At 72.4% G+C, this 16940-nt stretch carries 13 protein-coding genes; 10 read left to right on the plus strand and 3 right to left on the minus strand.

All coding sequences use genetic code 11. From position 1 onward, the window contains the following. Nucleotides 1-41: 41 nt before the first annotated feature. The 3 genes from H295_RS0125135 (at nt 42) to H295_RS0125145 (ending at nt 5051) form a co-directional block, all read left to right on the plus strand. On the plus strand, nt 42-1886 hold the full coding sequence (locus H295_RS0125135) for a hypothetical protein (RefSeq protein ID WP_020138112.1): 1845 nt from the start codon (nt 42-44) through the stop codon (nt 1884-1886). Nucleotides 1887-1898: 12 nt separating this feature from the next. Further along, a complete protein-coding gene (locus tag H295_RS0125140; RefSeq protein ID WP_020138113.1) occupies nt 1899-2825 on the plus strand; it encodes a hypothetical protein in 927 nt (308 codons plus the stop codon). A 75-nt stretch (nt 2826-2900) separates the two neighbouring features. Next, nucleotides 2901-5051 (plus strand): primosomal protein N', encoded by a 2151-nt coding sequence (locus H295_RS0125145; RefSeq protein WP_020138114.1) that lies wholly within the window; start codon nt 2901-2903, stop codon nt 5049-5051. 216 nt (nt 5052-5267) lie between these two features. Here H295_RS0125145 and H295_RS0125150 read toward each other — a convergent pair whose 3' ends face one another. Then, nucleotides 5268-5819 (minus strand): hypothetical protein, encoded by a 552-nt coding sequence (locus H295_RS0125150; protein WP_020138115.1) that lies wholly within the window; start codon nt 5817-5819, stop codon nt 5268-5270. Between the two features lie 267 nt (nt 5820-6086). On the opposite strand from H295_RS0125150, the gene fmt reads away from it, so the two are divergent. Together fmt and H295_RS0125160 are read left to right on the plus strand one after the other, a co-directional pair. Further along, the gene (gene fmt / locus H295_RS0125155) at nt 6087-7019 is read left to right on the plus strand and encodes a methionyl-tRNA formyltransferase (RefSeq protein WP_020138116.1); all 933 of its coding nucleotides are present in this window, start codon (nt 6087-6089) and stop codon (nt 7017-7019) included. Between the two features lie 134 nt (nt 7020-7153). Beyond that, nucleotides 7154-8581: an RsmB/NOP family class I SAM-dependent RNA methyltransferase gene (locus H295_RS0125160; RefSeq protein ID WP_020138117.1), complete on the plus strand. Its 1428-nt coding sequence runs from the start codon at nt 7154-7156 to the stop codon at nt 8579-8581. 1 nt (nt 8582) lies between these two features. Here the strand turns inward: H295_RS0125160 and H295_RS0125165 are convergent, their stop codons facing one another. Beyond that, the gene (locus tag H295_RS0125165; RefSeq protein ID WP_028809728.1) at nt 8583-10745 is read right to left on the minus strand and encodes an MMPL family transporter; all 2163 of its coding nucleotides are present in this window, start codon (nt 10743-10745) and stop codon (nt 8583-8585) included. 134 nt (nt 10746-10879) lie between these two features. Here H295_RS0125165 and rpe point away from each other — a divergent pair, with 134 nt between their 5' ends. The 5 genes from rpe to H295_RS0125190 all read left to right on the plus strand — a co-directional run bounded on the left by rpe (nt 10880) and on the right by H295_RS0125190 (nt 16484). Beyond that, nucleotides 10880-11566, plus strand: coding sequence for a ribulose-phosphate 3-epimerase (rpe, locus tag H295_RS0125170; protein ID WP_020138119.1), 687 nt, complete (start codon nt 10880-10882; stop codon nt 11564-11566). 77 nt (nt 11567-11643) lie between these two features. Beyond that, nucleotides 11644-12687, plus strand: coding sequence for a sugar-binding transcriptional regulator (locus H295_RS0125175; RefSeq protein WP_028809729.1), 1044 nt, complete (start codon nt 11644-11646; stop codon nt 12685-12687). A gap of 235 nt (nt 12688-12922) precedes the next feature. Beyond that, the gene (locus tag H295_RS0125180) at nt 12923-14365 is read left to right on the plus strand and encodes a GuaB1 family IMP dehydrogenase-related protein (protein WP_028809730.1); all 1443 of its coding nucleotides are present in this window, start codon (nt 12923-12925) and stop codon (nt 14363-14365) included. Nucleotides 14366-14563: 198 nt separating this feature from the next. Continuing rightward, nucleotides 14564-16021, plus strand: a complete 1458-nt coding sequence (locus H295_RS0125185; RefSeq protein ID WP_020138122.1) for an amino acid permease — start codon at nt 14564-14566, stop codon at nt 16019-16021. 10 nt (nt 16022-16031) lie between these two features. Next, nucleotides 16032-16484 carry an Lrp/AsnC family transcriptional regulator gene (locus tag H295_RS0125190; protein WP_020138123.1) on the plus strand — a complete coding sequence of 151 codons (453 nt, stop codon included), beginning with the start codon at nt 16032-16034 and terminating at the stop codon, nt 16482-16484. On the opposite strand, the gene H295_RS0125195 is transcribed toward H295_RS0125190, so the two are convergent. Then, complete coding sequence (locus H295_RS0125195) at nt 16477-16935, minus strand: hypothetical protein (protein ID WP_020138124.1); 459 nt, start codon at nt 16933-16935, stop codon at nt 16477-16479. The genes H295_RS0125190 and H295_RS0125195 overlap by 8 nt on opposite strands. Between the last annotated feature and the right edge of the window lie 5 nt (nt 16936-16940).

Below are 16940 nucleotides of genomic sequence, written 5' to 3' on the forward strand. Positions count from 1 at the left end.
GGGCCGAGCCCGGGACATCCGTGCAGGCGAAAGGAGACACGGTGTCCCTGAACGATCTCATCACCCCGGTCGGTGCCGACGAACTCGCGAAGTTCACCGGCAAGGGCGGCAAGGCCGCCGGAATCAACTACGACGTACCGCTGCCCGGAGCCTACGACTGGCGGCGGATCGTGCCCCTCGCACTGCCCGCCGCATGGTTCACCGACTTCGCGCGCCGCAGCGGTACCTCGCTCCTCCAACTCGGCGTGGTCAAGGGCGACGAGGGCAGGCTGACCGGCGTCGACCGGGACAAGCTGATGCAGCTCTACCGGCGCACGATGCCCACGACGGCGAAGCCGTCCCTGCGCCTGGTCGCCGAGGTGGGCGGAGACGTCAATCCGCTGCTCACTGGCCTGGACAACGCAGGGCGGGCGGCCGAGGCCAGGCAGAGCGTGCGGGACCGGCTGCTCGAACGCCGGCAGCTGAACGCGGAACCCGAGGACGTGGTGGTGCAGCGCACACGGGTCGACTCCTACCTGGAGAAGCTGGCCGACCGCGAGGCCACCGTCATGGTCCCGGCCAACCAGGCGACTGCTTCGATCACCCTGCCGGCCGCGGGGCTCGGGGACAGCGTGGCCCCCGTGGCGGTCGACCCGGTGGCCGCCGCCCAGCCCCGGCTCGCCCTCGTCGAGACCTGGGAACTGCGGTCCTTCCTCGGGGACTACGGGCTCGGCCGCACCCTCCAGACCTTCTCGCTGCTGCCCGGTGAACGGCAGACCATCACCGTGGAGACCTGGCGTACCTCGGCGGCCACCCGCGAGGACTCCTCGTCGGTCTTCGAGTCCTCCGACTCCGCGGCCCAGACCCGCTTCACCTCGGCACTCGTCGAGGAATCCGGCGCGGCCTTCCAGGACCAGGGCGGCTGGGCCCTGTCCGTGAGCTCCTCGGCCAAGGCGAGCGTGAACTTCCTCGGCCTGGTCGATCTCGAGGCCCGCTTCGACTCGGCCTTCGCCGCGAACCACCAGGAGGCCAGCCAGCGCTGGGCGAGCTCCGTCAGCCAGACCGCCCAGGACCACGCGGCCCAGGTCAACAACAGCCGCAGGCAGAGCGCGGAACACACCGACCAGGTGAGCACCGCCTCCGGCGCGAGCAGCACCGTCGTGCGCGAGATCAGCAACACCAATCTGCGGCGCGTGCTGAACTTCGTCTTCCGCGAGCTCAACCAGACCTACGAGACGCACATCGTGCTGCGCGACATCAAGGTCGCCTTCTTCAACGGGCGGCTCGGTTCCGCCGAGATCGTCGCGCTCCCCGACCTTGCCAGGCTGCTGGAACGTCATGTCGTCGAGCCCCAACGTGCTGAGGTCGCGGCCAGGATCCTGTCGCTGTGCGCCGAACGGATCGACGCCGACGGCGACATCGTGACGACGCTCCAGGTGGGTCGTGACCCGCGTGGGGTCCGCTACGACTGGGAGCCCGCCCGGCTGGACGAGTCGGGGCGCGTGGCCACCGAGAACCCCGATCCGTTCCATGGTGGCGCCCGCTGGCGGTTCCGGCCGGTCAAGACGGTCGCCGGAGAGGCACAGGAGCTGAACGGTGTGGTGATGGACCGCACCGATGTGGTGCTGCGCACCGACAACCTGGTCGTCGAGGCGTTGCTGGGCCAGGCCGACGCGCTGGACCCCTATGCCGCCGCCCTCCAGGCCCTCGACCTCACGAACCGTCAGTCCGAGACCGCCGCACGCGACGGCGCGACCCGCCGCACCACCGACGCCCTGGAACTGGTGGCGGCACAGAAGGAGGACCAGCGGATCGACGCCTATCAGAAGCTGTTCCCGGACGAGCCGGACATCGAGGTCGTGCCCGTGGCCGCGGTGAGCCACAACGGCGACGCCCCGCACGGCTAGGGGCACGGTGCCATGCCGGACACCAACGAGCCGTATGACGGGGTCGTCGTCTTCGACGAGTCGGAGAGCGTGCCGATCGTCGGGCGGGTGCCGTCCGCCTACGCCGAGGTGATCGTCTTCGACGACTCCGACGCTGAGATCATCATGGCGGACCCTCCCGCTTCCGACGGTGCCCCCTCGGTCCTGGACGTCCGTGAGGAGGTGCTGGCCGAGCCGCCGGCCCGCCGTGAGCAGCCTTACCGCCGCGTGCTGGAGGACCCGTCCGAGGGCCGGCGCAGCCGGGTCGTGGAGCCCGCCCCGGCCCGGCTGCGCACCACCGGGCCGCAGGATCGCCCCGACTGGTGGCCGGAGGCGACGGGCATCTCCTTCGAACTGCAGGATGCCTGGCTGCTTCCGCCGCCCGAGGACATCGACACCGAACTGCCCCTTCCGCAGACCCAGGTGCTCAGCTGGCTGCGGGCCCATCGCGAAATGATCGACGCGGCGGCTCGCAGACGGGGCATCGACCGACGGGCCATCGCCGCCGCGATCGCGTGGGAGGCCCTGGTCAACGTCCGCAGCGCGTCCTGGCGTGCCGTCGGACCAGGGAAGGTGCACGTCGACGCCGACGTCGTGCGGGAGACGGAAGCGGCCGGCTACCTGCCGCGGCGGACCTCGGCCGAGCGGGAGCGGATCCTCGCCACACCGGCCGGAGCCGTCGACTACATCGCGGCCGTCATGGCCGCAAAGGCGGACATCGCCGCGGTCTTCGGGTTCGACATCCGCAAGCGGGTGGACATCCTCACCAACGAGTACCAGGGCCGCAGCCTCCGGGAGTGGAACGAGCACCTGCTGGGCAAGCGCGACGCCACCCTGGAGGGAAGGAACTCCATGGCCACCTGGTCCCTGCGCCATCTCCACTACGTGGAACTCGCAGGCGAACAGCCGGCTGCTCCCTGAACGAGGCCGCGCCCGGCCCCCGCCGAGGGGCTCGGGCGCGGCCGTCTGTCAGTGGAGGCTGGTAAGAATGGCCGGGTGAGCAGCGAGGACGGGTCGGTGGGCGAAGGGGCGGAGGGCGCGCCCCCCGAGCAGCTTGCGTTCATCCGGGAGAGCGTGCGCAAGGCCAAGGTGCCGCGGGCCAAGCCGCGGACCTGGCGGGGGGCCGCGCTGGCCAAGGAATTGCCCGTCGCGCGGGTCCTGGTCGACAAGGGCGTGCTGCATCTCGACCGGTACTTCGACTACGCGGTGCCCGAGGAGCTCGACGCGGACGCGCAGCCGGGGGTGCGGGTGCGGGTGCGGTTCGGGGCCGGGCGGGGGCGGGTCAGGGACGGGCGGCGTGAGGGCGGCGGCCTGATCGACGGGTTTCTGGTCGAGCGGCTCGCCGAGTCGGACTACTCCGGGCCCCTGGCCGCGCTCGCCCAGGTCGTGTCTCCGGAGCGGGTGCTCAACGAGGAGCTGCTGGGGCTCGCCCGGGCCGTCGCCGACCGGTACGCGGGCAGCCTCGCCGACGTGCTCCAGCTCGCCGTGCCGCCGCGCAGTGCCCGGGCCGAGCAGCGGCCCTCGCCCGCGCCCCTGCCTCCCCCCGGGGCCCCTGAGGCGGGGTCCTGGGGGCGTTACGAGCGCGGGAGCGCGTTCCTGGAGTCGCTGGCCTCGGGAGGCGCTCCCCGGGCGGTCTGGAACGCCCTGCCGGGGCCTGAGTGGAGCGAGGAGCTGGCGCGGGCCGTCGCCGCGACCTTGTTCTCCGGACGGGGAGCCCTGGTCGTCGTGCCGGACGGGCGGGCCGTCGCACGGGTCGACGCCGCGCTGACCGCCGTGCTGGGGGAGGGCCGGCATGCCGTCCTGACCGCCGACGCCGGGCCGGAGAAGCGGTACCGGGAGTGGCTGGCCGTACGAAGAGGGGCCGTGCGGGCCGTCGTAGGGACGCGGGCCGCCATGTTCGCGCCTGTGCAGGACCTGGGCCTGGTCGCCCTGTGGGACGACGGCGACGACAGCCACAGTGAGCCGCATGCCCCGCAGCCGCATGCGCGTGAGGTGCTGCTGTTGCGGGCCGCGCTGGACAAGTGCGCCTTTCTGCTCGGGAGTTGGAGCTGCACGGTGGAGGCCGCACAGCTGGTGGAGAGCGGGTGGGCGCGACCGCTCGTCGCCTCGCGGGAGCAGGTGCGGTCCGTCGCTCCGCTGGTGCGGACCGTCGGGGACCAGGATCTCGCGCGGGACGAGGCCGCGCGGGCGGCCCGGCTGCCGACGCTCGCCTGGCAGGCCGTCAGGGAAGGGCTGCGGCACGGGCCGGTGCTCGTGCAGGTGCCGCGTCGCGGGTATGTGCCGCGGATGGCGTGCGGCAACTGCCGTGCGCCGGCCCGGTGTCGGCACTGCTCCGGGCCCTTGGAGGGGCAGGAGTCCGGGGCGGCGCTGAAGTGCGGGTGGTGCGGGCGCGAGGAGGCGGCCTGGCACTGTCCGGAGTGCGGCGGGTTCCGGCTGCGGGCCCAGGTGGTGGGGGCTCGGCGCACCGCGGAGGAGCTGGGGCGGGCGTTCCCCGCTGTTCCGGTGCGCACCTCGGGGCGTGAACATGTGCTGGACACCGTGCCGGGGGCGCCGGCGCTGGTGGTGAGCACACCGGGGGCGGAGCCGGTCGCCGAGGGCGGGTACGCGGCGGCGCTGCTCCTCGACGGGTGGGCCATGCTCGGACGGCCGGATCTGCGGGCCGGGGAGGACGCACTACGGCGGTGGATCGCGGCGGCGGCGCTGGTGCGGGGACAGGGGGCCGGAGGCACGGTGGTGGTGGTCGCCGAGCCGACGCTGCGCCCCGTGCAGGCGCTGGTGCGGTGGGACCCCGTGGGCCATGCGGTGCGGGAGCTGGGGGAGCGAGCGGAGCTGGGGTTTCCGCCGGTGTCCCGGATGGCCGCGGTGTCGGGCACGGGGGAGGCGCTGGCCGGGTTCCTGTCGGCGGTGGAGCTGCCTGCCGAGGCCGAGGTGCTGGGACCGGTCCCGTTGCCGGTGACGGCGGTCGCGGGGCCCCGGAGGGTGGGGGCACCGCCGGTGGGGGAGCAGTGGGAGCGAGTGCTGGTGCGGGTGCCGCCCGGGCGGGGGGCCGCGCTGGCCTCCGCGCTGAAGGCCGCACAGGCCGCGCGGATGGCTGCACGGGGGGAGGGGGCGGTGTGGGTGCGGGTGGATCCGCCGGACATCGGGTGACGTTGGGTCGGTCGGCCGGTCACTCCGGTTCGCGGGTGGACGGCGGGCTGCAGGGCTGCGGGTGATCAGCCGACTCAGGACGACACCAGACTGTGGACCAGCGTCCACACCATGCCGAGGACCATGGCCACGGCACTGCTCCGCGGTCGTCTTCCGGGTCCGGACATGCGTCTGCCCTCCCCCGGACAGGGGAGGGCAGCAGTGGGGTGGGTGGGGTCAGCCGTTGCGGGGGCTGGGGAAGGCGGTGGGTCTTGCGTCCTCGCGGAGGGCGGGGCTGCCCGCGGTGGGCTGGGTCGGCATGGAGCGGGCCGCCGGGACCGTGGGGACCGAAGGGCCCGCGGGGATGCCGGTGTTGACGCTGACCGTCCGGGTTCCCGTCGACTCGGGCGTGCGCTCGGTGTCGGCCGTGGTCTGGGCCGCGGCCCTGCGGGCGCCGTAACGGCGGTGGACCGCCTGCTTGGTGACCCCGAGGGCGGAACCCACCGCGTCCCACGAGAAGCCGAGCGAGCGGTCGAAGTCGACCGCGGCCGTCACCAGGGTCTCGACGCTGTCCCGCAGCTCCTGCGCGAGGCGGACCGTGGGGGCGGGGGCGCGTCCGTAGACGACGAAGCCCGTGGAGGGGCCGGAACGGCGCGGGCGGTAGACGTTGCCCAGCTGGGCGGTCAGTGTGCGCAGTGCGTCCACCTGCCGGCGGACCCGCTCGATGTCCCGCACCAGCAAGTGCAGGCTGGCCCGAGCCTGGGCGTCGTGGGTTGCGTGGTCGGCCATGAACAAGCCTCTCGAACCGGCGTTGAAAAGGACGGGGCCGCGATCGCGGCCCGTTGTGGTCAACTCTTTCTTGACCAACGCGTCTACGCTCCGCTGGTCACGCAGTGGGGGCGTACCGGCATATGCGTGCGCCGGGGGCGGGGAGTGCGCGCCTTGGCCAAGGGTGCGGAGCGCTGCCGCAGGGGTTCCTCGCGGGCCCCGGCGGCGGGTCGCCATAGACTGGTGCGTCGCCCGTCGTCACCCTCGTCCGAGAGGTCCCGCCCACCCATGAAGCTCGTCTTCGCCGGTACTCCCGAGGTCGCCGTTCCCGCTCTGGACGCTCTCATCGCCTCCGGGCGGCACGAGGTCGCCGCCGTCGTCACGCGGCCGGACGCGCCGGCCGGACGGGGGCGCAGGCTGGTCGCGAGCCCCGTCGCGGAGCGCGCCGAGGAGGCCGGGATCGAGGTGCTGAAGCCGGTCAGGCCGCGGGACCCCGAGTTCCTTGAGCGGCTGCGGGAGATCGCTCCCGACTGCTGCCCCGTCGTCGCCTACGGCGCCCTGCTGCCCAGGGTCGCCCTCGACATCCCCGCCCACGGCTGGGTCAACCTGCACTTCTCGCTGCTGCCCGCCTGGCGCGGTGCCGCTCCCGTGCAGCACTCGATCATGGCGGGGGACGAGATCACGGGAGCCTCGACCTTCCTCATCGAGGAGGGGCTGGACTCCGGGCCCGTCTACGGCACCGTCACCGAGGAGATCCGGCACACCGACACCAGCGGTGACCTGCTGACCCGGCTCGCCTTCGCCGGGGCCGGGCTGCTCGAGGCGACCATGGACGGGATCGCGGACGGCACCCTGAAGGCCGTACCGCAGCCGTCCGAGGGGATCACCGTCGCGCCGAAGATCACCGTCGAGGACGCCCGGGTGGACTGGTCCGCGCCGGCGCTGCGCGTGGACCGGGTCGTGCGCGGGTGCCACCCCGCGCCCGGGGCCTGGACGACCTTCCGCGGCGAGCGGCTCAAGCTGATCCAGGTCCGGCCGGCCACCGACCGGACCGACCTCGCACCCGGCGCGCTCGCGGTCGGCAAGAACAGCGTCCACGTCGGTACGGGGTCGTACGGCGTCGAGCTGCTCTGGGTGCAGGCGCAGGGGAAGAAGCCGATGAAGGCCGCGGACTGGGCGCGCGGGGTCAGGATCGCGGACGGGGAGAGCGTCGGCGGGTGACGCGGGGAGTGACGGCGGGTCGGTGACGACGGGCGCCGCACGGAAGGGGTGAGGCGCCCCGCGGAGGGCGGCCCCGCCCCCGGCGGACGTACCCTTGGGGCGTATCCAGCCCATACCCCCGGAGCACCTTTTTCGTGAGCGAGCAGCCCAGCCGGCCCTCAAAGAACGGCAAGCCCGGCAAGCCCTACCGTCGGCCCCAGAAGGACCCCGTCCGTATCCTCGCCTTCGAGGCGCTGCGGGCCGTGGACGAGCGGGACGCGTACGCCAACCTCGTCCTGCCGCCGCTGCTGCGCAAGGCGCGCGAGAAGGGCGGCTTCGAGGGGCGGGACGCGGCGCTCGCCACCGAGCTCGTCTACGGGACACTGCGCCGGCAGGGGACGTACGACGCGATCATCGCCGAATGTGTCGACCGGCCGCTCCGCGAGGTCGACCCGCCGGTGCTCGACGTGCTGAGCCTCGGCGCGCACCAGCTGCTCGGGACGCGCATCCCGACGCACGCCGCCGTGTCCGCCACCGTCGAGCTCGCCCGGGTCGTGCTCGGGGACGGACGGGCCAAGTTCGTCAACGCCGTGCTGCGCAAGGTCGCCCAGGACGATCTCGACGGGTGGCTCGCCAAGGTCGCCCCGCCCTACGACGACGACCCCGAGGACCATCTCGCCGTCGTGCACTCCCACCCCCGCTGGGTCGTCTCCGCGCTGTGGGACTCCCTCGGCGGCGGACGGGCCGGCATCGAGCGGTTGCTGGCGGCCGACAACGAGCGGCCCGAGGTCACGCTGGTCGCCCGGCCGGGCCGGTCCGGCACCGAGGAGCTGCTGCGCGAGGAGGCCGCCGTCCCCGGACGCTGGTCGCCGTACGCCGTACGGCTGGCCGAGGGTGGTGAGCCCGGTGCCGTGGACGCCGTACGCGAAGGCCGGGCCGGGGTGCAGGACGAGGGCAGTCAGCTCGTCGCGCTGGCCCTCGCGAACGCGCCCGTGGAGGGGCGGGACGAGAAGTGGCTCGACGGCTGTGCGGGGCCGGGGGGCAAGGCCGCGCTGCTTGCCGCGCTGGCCGCCGAGCGGGGAGCCGTGCTGCTCGCCTCCGAGAAGCAGCCCCACCGGGCCGGGCTGGTCGCCAAGGCGCTCCACGGGAACCCGGGGCCCTACCAGGTCATCGCCGCGGACGGGACCCGGCCGCCCTGGCGGCCCGGCACCTTCGACCGGGTGCTGATGGATGTGCCGTGCACCGGGCTCGGGGCGCTGCGGCGGCGGCCGGAGGCGAGGTGGCGGCGCCGGCCCGAGGACCTGGAGGGGTTCGGGCCGTTGCAGCGGGAGTTGCTGGGCACCGCGCTGGACTCCGTGCGGGTGGGCGGGGTCGTCGGGTACGCCACGTGTTCGCCTCATCTCGCGGAGACGCGGGCGGTCGTGGAGGACGTGCTCAAGCAGTGGCCGTCCACTGAACTGGTCGACGCGCGACCGCTGTTCCCGGGCGTACCGGAACTCGGTGAGGGGCCGGACGTCCAGTTGTGGCCGCACGTGCACGGGACCGATGCGATGTATCTGGCGGTCATTCGCAGGACGGGCTGAGCTAGTCGTTCGACTGCTGCGCCGTCGTGGCTGGTCGCGCAGTTCCCCGCGCCCCTGGGTGGATCGACTCACCCTCCTCCTTGGCAAGGCTGTGCGGCCACCAGATCTTCTTGCCCACGTCCAGGAACAGGGACGTCACCAGGACCGACCTCACGATGAACGTGTCGATGAGGACGCCCAGCGCCACCGCGAAGCCGATCTCCGCGAAGGCGACCATGGGGAGGGTGCCCAGGGCGGCGAAGGTGCCGGCCAGCACCAGGCCGGCGGAGGTGATCACGGCGCCGGTCGCGGCCAGGCCCGTGATCACGCCCGGCCGCGTGCCGCGGTGGGCCGCCTCCTCGCGGATCCGGGTGGTCAGGAAGATGTTGTAGTCGATGCCGAGGGCGACCAGGAAGACGAAGACGAACAGCGGGAAGTCCGTCGACTCGCCCGCGTAGTCGAAGAGATGGCGGAAGGCCAGGGCGCTGATGCCCAGGGCCGCCGCGAAGGACAGGATCACCGTCCCGATCAGCAGCAGCGGGGCGATCAGGGCGCGCAGCAGCCCGCACAGGATCATCAGGACCACCGCCAGCACCAGCGGGATGATCAGGATGTTGTCGTGCGTGGTGGCCTTGTCCATGTCCAGCAGCGCGGCCGTGCCGCCGCCGACCTGGGCATCGGCGTCCGGGACCGCGTGGACGGCGTCCCGGACCCGCTCGACCGTCCGTTTCGCGGCCTCGCTGTCGGCCGGGGCCGTCATCGTCGCCTCGAACAGGACCTTCCCCTCGTACGACGGTTTCGTGCCCGGCGGCAGACCGAGGGACTCCGGCACCACGCCCCGGGTGCCCGCGACCGCCTCGCCCACCTGGCGTGCCTGCGCCTGGTTGCTGACGATCACCAGGGGGTCGCCGCTGCCCGCCGGGAAGTACTTGGCGGACACCTCCTGGCCGGTGATCGAGTCCGGTTTGCCGGTGAACGCGTCCGCGTTGGAGATGCCCTCGGCGCGCAGCTGGATCAGGCCCAGCGAGCACACCGCGAGGACCAGTGCCGTGATGATCCAGACCATGCGGGGCCGCTGGGCGATCCGGCGGCCGGTGCGGGCCCAGACGCCGGTCTCGATGCGGTCGGGGGCACCGAAGCGCGGGGTCGCCGGCCAGAAGATCCAGCGGCCGAAGATCACCAGCAGGGCCGGGAACAGGGTCATCATCGCGATCAGGGCGACCATGACGCCGATCGCGGCGACCGGGCCCAGGCCGCGGGTCGAGTTCATCTCGGCGGCCAGCAGCACCAGCATGCTCAGGACGACGGTCGCGCCGGAGGCCAGCACGGCGGGGCCCGCGCGGTGCAGGGCGCGGGCCATCGCCTCGTGGCGGTCCTCGTGGTGGTGCAGTTCCTCCCGGTAACGGGCGACCAGCAGAAGGGCGTAGTCGGTCCCCGCCCCGAAGACGAGGACCGTCAGGATGCCCGCGCTCTGGCCGTTGACCGTGAGGCCCGCGTGCTGGGCGAGCAGGTAGATGAAGGCCTGGGCCGTGAAGAGCGCCGAGACCACCGAGAGCAGCGGGACGAGGAGCAGGGTGGGGCTGCGGAAGGTGATGAGCAGCATGACGATCACGACGCCCATGGCCGACAGCAGCAGGGTCGAGTCGATGCCCTCGAAGGCCTTGGAGAAGTCCGCGGAGGTTCCCCCGGGGCCGGTGATGTGCACGGCGAGTCCGTCGCCGCCCTTGCCCACCACGTCACGGAGCGAGTCGACCGCCGGCGCGATCTCCTCCCAGCCCTTCTCGTCCATGGTGATCGGGACGATGATCTGGGCCGCGCGCGGGTCGCTCGGCCGGTCGTAGACCGGTCCCCGGGTCTCCGGTCCGCGGATGCCGTGCGCCGTCAGCCGCTTGATCTCGGCGACGTCCTTCGCGATGGTGGCCCGTTCCCGTGCCGTGAGACCGCTCTCGCGCGCGTAGACGACGACCGCGGGGATCTGCTCCGGCCTGAAGTCCTCGGAGATCTGGAGGACCTGGGTCGACTCCGCGGAGCCGGGCAGCCAGGAGGCCGCGTCGTTGTCCTGGGCGTCGGTGAGCTTGGAGGCGAGCGGTGCCGTCAGGAACAGCACCACCAGCCACAGGGCCAGTACCACCCATTTCGCCCGCCGTCCGCAGACGAAGTGCGCGATGCCTCGATTTCCGGTCATGGCCACCCCCGGCGCCACCAGTCGAGTCGAGAAGCCGCCCAGCATGGCACGCACAGCCCGTCCACAGCATCCGGCGAACGGCTCGGATCCGGACCGGCGCGCCCGGTCCCTCCCCGGCATGGGAGGCTTGGGGTATGGCCGCGCAGATCAACCCCAGCATCCTGTCCGCCGACTTCGCCCGCCTCGCGGACGAGGCGAAGGCGGTGGAGGGAGCCGACTGGCTCCACGTCGACGTCATGGACAACCATTTCGTCCCGAACCTCACGCTCGGCGTGCCGGTCGTAGAGTCGCTGGCCCGTGCGACGGACACCCCGCTGGACTGCCATCTGATGATCGAGGCCCCCGATCGCTGGGCGCCCCAGTACGTAGAGGCGGGGGCCTCCTCCGTCACCTTCCACGTGGAGGCGGCCGCCGCTCCGGTGCGGCTGGCCCGGGAGATCCGGGCCAAGGGCGCGCGTGCCTCCATGGCGCTGAGGCCCGCGACGCCGATCGAGCCGTACGAGGACCTGCTCCCCGAGCTCGACATGCTGCTGATCATGACGGTCGAGCCCGGTTTCGGGGGGCAGGCGTTCCTCGACATCATGCTCCCCAAGATTCGCCGGACCCGCGAGTTGATCAGGAAGCACGGCCTTGAGCTGTGGCTCCAGGTCGACGGCGGGGTCTCGGCCGGCACCATCGAGCGCTGCGCGGAGGCGGGAGCCGACGTGTTCGTCGCGGGATCCGCGGTGTACGGGGCGTCCGACCCGGCCGAAGCGGTACGTGCATTGCGCAAGCAGGCCGAGGAGGCGACCACCAAGGCGTCGTGGGCGTGCGACCACTGAGCGTCAGGAACGTGAACGGCTCCGATCAGGGCCGATCAAGTGCGCCGGATCTGCAAGGATGAACGGCGAATCCAAGTGTGAACAGCAGTGAGGAGAACGCCGTGTCGGGTATGTCGGCGGGCCGGTCAGCCATGCGGATGGGACCCGCTGAGCTGGTGCAGGCGGCGGCCATGGCCCGCCGCTTCTACCTCGAGGGCAAGTCCAAGATCCAGATCGCGGAGGAGTTCGGCGTCAGCCGCTTCAAGGTGGCCCGGGTCCTGGAGACCGCCCTCGAACGGGATCTCGTACGGATCGAGATCCGCGTGCCGGCCGAACTGGACGCCGAGCGCTCCGACGCGCTCCGCGCCCGCTACGGCCTCAGGCACGCCGTCGTGGTCGAGTCCCCGGCCGATGTCGAGGAGTCTCCCGACCCGGAGAACCTGGGGGAAGTGGCCGCCGACCTGCTCGGCGAGCTGGTCAACGAGGGGGATGTGCTGGGACTGGCGTGGGGCCGGTCCACCATCCACATGGCGGCGGCCCTGGACCGGCTGCCGCCCTGCACGGTCGTGCAGTTGACGGGGGTCTACGACGCCGGGACCGCCGAGCGCGGCTCGGTGGAGGCGGTACGGCGGGCCGCCCAGGTGTCCGGCGGGGACGCCCACCCCATCTACGCGCCGATGCTGCTGCCGGACGCGGCGACCGCGGCCGCGCTGCGCAACCAGACCGGGATCGCCCGGGCCTTCGAGTACTTCGACAAGGTCACGGTCGCCTGTGTCTCCATCGGCTCCTGGGAGCCCGGCATCTCGACGGTGCACGACATGCTCAGCGACGAGGAGCGCGGCCACTACGCCTCGCTCGGGGTCGCCGCCGAGATGTCCGCCCACCTCTTCGACGCCGAGGGCCGCCGCGTCGGGCGGGACCTGGGCGAGCGGTGCATCACCGTCAAGGCCGACCAGCTCCGCCGTATCCCCGAGGTCGTCGCGATCGCGGGCGGGCAGCGGAAGGCGGCCGCGATCGACGCGGTGCTGCGGTCGGGGCTCGTCACCAGCCTGGTGACGGACACCTCCGCCGCGGACTCCCTGATGACGGCGGGCCCTGCCCCGAAGCCGGCCCTCAGCCGGGCGGACCCGGACGGGTCCTGACGGCGGGGCACCATAGCGTGGAAGGGGGGCGGTCACCTGCGGTGGCCGCCCCTCCGCGCTGCTCGGGCGCGGTGACGGACCCGGCCTTGGAGGTTCGTCCCAACGCGCCTCCGGCCGGTCTGGACGATTCGCCCGTGGGTGACCACGCGTCCGACGTGGGAGAATGAAGTACGTGCTCTTTCCCCCTGGCTGACCTGACCGGGGGCCGCCTCCGATCGACTGGGATGTGCAGCACGTGCGTTTCCTCAACGACATCCAGCCCCCGTACGACCTGACGTACGACGACGTCTTCATGGTCCCGAGCCGCAGTGCCGTCGGTTCGCGGCAGGGTGTGGACCTCAGCTCCCCGGACGGCACGGGGACCACGATCCCGCTGGTCGTCGCCAACATGACCGCCATCGCCGGACGCCGCATGGCCGAGACGATGGCCCGGCGCGGCGGCCTGGTCGTCATCCCGCAGGACATCCCGATCGAGGTCGTCACCGAGGTCGTGTCCTGGGTGAAGAGCCGCCACCACGTCCTGGACACCCCGATCGTGCTGGCCCCGCACCAGACCGTCGCCGACGCCCTGGCCCTGCTGCCCAAGCGGGCGCACAACGCCGGCGTGGTCGTCGACGAGGCCGGCCGGCCCGTCGGTGTCGTCACCGACCAGGACCTGACCGGCGTCGACCGCTTCACCCAGCTGGAGGTCGTCATGTCGCGCGACCTGCTGCTCCTGGACGCCGCCATCGACCCGCGCGAGGCCTTCAACCGGCTCGACACGGCCAACCGCCGCTACGCCCCGGCCGTCGACGAGGACGGCAAGCTCGCCGGCATCCTCACCCGCAAGGGCGCGCTCCGCGCCACGCTGTACACGCCGGCCGTCGACGCGCAGGGCAGGCTGCGGATCGCCGCCGCGGTCGGTATCAACGGCGACGTGGCGGGCAAGGCGAAGCAGCTGCTCGACGCGGGCGTGGACACGCTCGTCATCGACACCGCTCACGGCCACCAGGAGTCGATGATCACCGCGATCAGGACGGTCCGGGCGCTCGACCCGCAGGTCCCGATCGTGGCGGGCAACATCGTGGCCGCGGAAGGGGTCAGGGACCTCGTCGAGGCCGGTGCCGACATCATCAAGGTCGGTGTGGGCCCCGGTGCCATGTGCACCACCCGGATGATGACCGGCGTCGGCCGGCCGCAGTTCTCCGCCGTGCTGGAGTGCGCGGCCGAGGCGAGGAAGTACGGCAAGCACGTGTGGGCCGACGGTGGTGTACGGCACCCCCGCGATGTCGCCATGGCGCTGGCCGCCGGCGCGTCCAACGTGATGATCGGGTCGTGGTTCGCGGGCACGTACGAGTCCCCGGGCGACCTCCAGCAGGACGCGAGCGGGCGGCTCTACAAGGAGTCGTTCGGGATGGCGTCCGCGCGGGCCGTGCGCAACCGTACGTCCGAGGAGTCGGCGTACGACCGGGCCCGCAAGGCGCTCTTCGAGGAGGGCATCTCCACCTCCCGGATGTTCCTCGACCCGGGCCGCCCGGGCGTCGAGGACCTGATCGACTCGATCATCGCGGGCGTCCGCTCCTCCTGCACCTACGCGGGTGCGAACTCCCTGGCCGAGTTCGCCGAGAAGGCGGTCGTCGGCATCCAGAGCGCGGCCGGCTACGCGGAGGGCAAGCCGCTGCACGCCAGCTGGAGCTAGGTCCGCAGCGAACGGCCCCCGGCGAGAACCGGGGGCCTTTCGCATGCCCGGTCAGGGGTGCGCGCAACGAAGGGCCGCCCTTCGGTGCGCAACGCAACGATCTTGCGAGTGCGTGCAAGGTTGCTGCATTACGGCTGTGACCCCCGGCCTCATAGGGTGCTTCGCTGTACCCACCTGCAACGACGAAGGAGTCAGCGCGTGCTCGACCAAGGCGCACCCCCGCGACAGCGCACCCCACAGGCGACGGGGCTCGGCGCGCGCCTCATGCGGCGCAAGCCGGTGGAACGCCTCGTCGCCGAGGGCGGCCAGGGCGAGGGAGGAGCCCTCAGGCGCTCGCTCGGACTGTGGCAGCTGACCATGATCAGCATCGGCGCCACCCTCGGCACCGGCATCTTCGTGGTCCTCGGCGAGGCCGTGCCGAAGGCGGGCCCGGCCGTCACGCTGTCCTTCGTGATCGCCGGCCTGACCGCCCTGTTCTCGGCCCTCTCCTACGCGGAGCTGGCCGGCACCATCCCGGTCGCCGGATCCTCGTACTCCTACGCCTACGCGACCATGGGCGAGCTCGTCGCCTGGATCTGCGGCTGGTGCCTGGTCCTGGAGTACGGCGTCTCGGTCGCCGCCGTGGCCGTCGGCTGGGGCGAGTACCTGAACGAGCTGCTCGACGGGACCATAGGCGTCACCATCCCGGACGCGCTGTCCGCCCCGCCCGGCGACGGTGGAGTCTTCAACCTGCCCGCGCTGATCGTCGTCCTCCTCGCCATGGCGTTCCTGCTCGGCGGCGCCCGCGAGTCGGCCCGGGCCAACACCGTCATGGTCGTCGTCAAGATCGCCGCGCTGGTGCTGTTCTGCGCGATCGGCGTCCAGGGCTTCCGCTCCGGCAACTACGAGCACTTCATGCCGCTGGGCATGGCGGGCGTGAGCGCGGCCGGGGCCACGCTGTTCTTCTCCTACATCGGCTTCGACGCCGCCTCCACCGCCGGTGAGGAGGCCAGGAACGCGCAGCGCGACCTGCCGCGCGCGATCATGCTGTCGCTGGTCATCGTGACCGCGCTGTACGTCCTGGTGGCAGCCGTCGCGGTCGGCGCGAAGCCCTGGCAGCACTTCAACGACTCCGAGGCCGCACTCGCCCAGATCATGCGGGACGTCACCGGGCAGAGCTTCTGGGGCACCCTGCTGGCGTTCTGCGCGGTCGTCGCCATCGCGAGCGTGGTACTGACCGTGCTCTACGGACAGACCCGCATCCTCTTCGCGATGTCCCGGGACGGACTCGTGCCGAAGGTGTTCGGACGGGTCCACCCGAAGACGGGGGCGCCCCGGGCCAACACGGTGATCGTGTCCCTGTTCTGCGGAGTGCTGGCCGCGGCCATCCCGCTGGGCCAGCTCGCCGACGCCACCAGCATCGGCACCCTCTTCGCCTTCGCCCTGGTCAACATCGCCGTGGTGGTGCTGCGCCGGACCCGCCCGGACATGCCCCGCACGTTCCGCGTCCCGCTCTCTCCGGTCCTGCCCGCCCTGGGCCTCGGCTTCTGCGTCTGGATGATGGGCAGCCTGTCCACCGTCACCTGGGTGGTCTTCGGGGTCTGGATGGCCGCCGGGCTCGTGTTCTACTTCGTGTACGGCCATCGCCGCTCCCGACTCGCAACACCCGAAGGCTGACCCACCCACCGTGCTGAACGATCTCGACGAACGCATCGTGCACGCCCTCGCCGAGGACGCCCGCCGCTCCTTCGCGGACATCGGGCAGATCGTCGGCCTGTCCGCGCCCGCGGTGAAGCGGCGCGTGGACCGGCTGCGCGCCACCGGGGCCATCACCGGTTTCACGGTACGGGTGGACCCGGCGGCCCTCGGCTGGGAGACCGAGGGGTTCGTCGAGATCTACTGCCGGCGCAACACCTCCCCGGAGACCATCCAGCGGGGCCTGGAGCGCTACCAGGAAGTCGTGGCCGCCTCCACCGTCACCGGGGACGCCGACGCGGTGGTCCAGGTCTTCGCCTCCGACATGCGGCACTTCGAGCGGGTCCTGGAGCGGATCGCGGGGGAGCCGTTCGTGGAGCGCACCAAGTCGGTACTGGTGCTCTCCCCGCTGCTCCGCCGCTTCTCCTCGGGCTCACCTACCTGACCCGCTCGGCCCGCCGCCGGACCCCCGCCAGCAGTCGCCCAGTGAGCAGGGCGTGCGCGCCGGAGGAGATCACCAGGAACCGGTACAGGGCGCCGAAGGGACCGGGGAACCGGGCCCGGGACTCGGCCCTCAGCAGGGTACGGCCGTCGTCGCGCCCCTCCAGGCGGAAGATCAGGGCGTACGTGGAGAAGTGGTGCCGCCCGACGAGGACCAGATCCCGTCCCCGGACCGCTTCGGCCACCCGGAACCCGGGGAATGCCGAGCCCTCCGCAAGGGGCCGCGGTCCGGACGCCGTACGGTCGGCGACGCCCACGAGACGGGCGTAGCGGGCGGCGCGGGGGCGGGCGAAGGACTCCTCCAGGGTCTCGCAGAGTGCCCGCCAGACGTCGCCCACGTCGGCCTGGACCAGTGTCGTGTGCTCGTCGATCCGGGGCAGTGCGGGGATGTTCACCAAGA

Origin of the sequence: Streptomyces sp. 351MFTsu5.1, from assembly GCF_000383655.1 — a bacterium.
GTDB lineage: Bacteria > Actinomycetota > Actinomycetes > Streptomycetales > Streptomycetaceae > Streptomyces > Streptomyces griseorubiginosus.

Excerpts from the sequence above, each read along its gene's own strand:
- rpe (WP_020138119.1), top strand. The coding sequence starts at position 10,880 with ATGGCCGCGCAGATCAACCCCAGCATCCTGTCCGCCGACTTCGCCCGC.
- fmt (WP_020138116.1), top strand. The coding sequence starts at position 6,087 with ATGAAGCTCGTCTTCGCCGGTACTCCCGAGGTCGCCGTTCCCGCTCTG.
- H295_RS0125140 (WP_020138113.1), top strand. The coding sequence starts at position 1,899 with ATGCCGGACACCAACGAGCCGTATGACGGGGTCGTCGTCTTCGACGAG.
- H295_RS0125150 (WP_020138115.1), bottom strand. The coding sequence starts at position 5,819 with ATGGCCGACCACGCAACCCACGACGCCCAGGCTCGGGCCAGCCTGCAC.
- H295_RS0125165 (WP_028809728.1), bottom strand. The coding sequence starts at position 10,745 with ATGACCGGAAATCGAGGCATCGCGCACTTCGTCTGCGGACGGCGGGCG.